This window comes from Peribacillus sp. SIMBA_075 (assembly GCF_046534585.1).
Genome location: NZ_JAWRYN010000633.1, coordinates 1 through 271, shown reverse-complemented (window position 1 = coordinate 271; position 271 = coordinate 1). Strand labels below are relative to the sequence as shown.

General features: G+C 49.8%; 1 protein-coding gene. It reads left to right on the top strand.

Features of this window, described 5'->3' with window-relative positions; all coding sequences use genetic code 11:
- Positions 1–4 precede the first annotated feature (4 nt).
- Positions 5–271: MGDG synthase family glycosyltransferase (locus SB775_RS29715; protein WP_410864829.1), on the top strand; the 267-nt coding region annotated here is incomplete at its 3' end.

Below are 271 nucleotides of genomic sequence, written 5' to 3'. Positions count from 1 at the left end.
AAGCATGCTCCGCTATGGCAGGCCCATGTGGCAGCGAATTTACGAGCAAGACCGTCTCTTTGGGACGATACTGAGAATGCCGCTTGGCTGGTGGCTTTCCAGGCGCCTGGAGAACACCCTATTAGAAAAAGAAAACCCGGATGTAGTAATCGCTACGCATGCCTACTGTTTATCGGCGCTAGCGCAATCCAAGCAAAGGATGGCAAAGCCATTTCATTTGGTCAGCATACCAACTGACTATCATTTAAACCGATTTTGGGTGCATCCACAG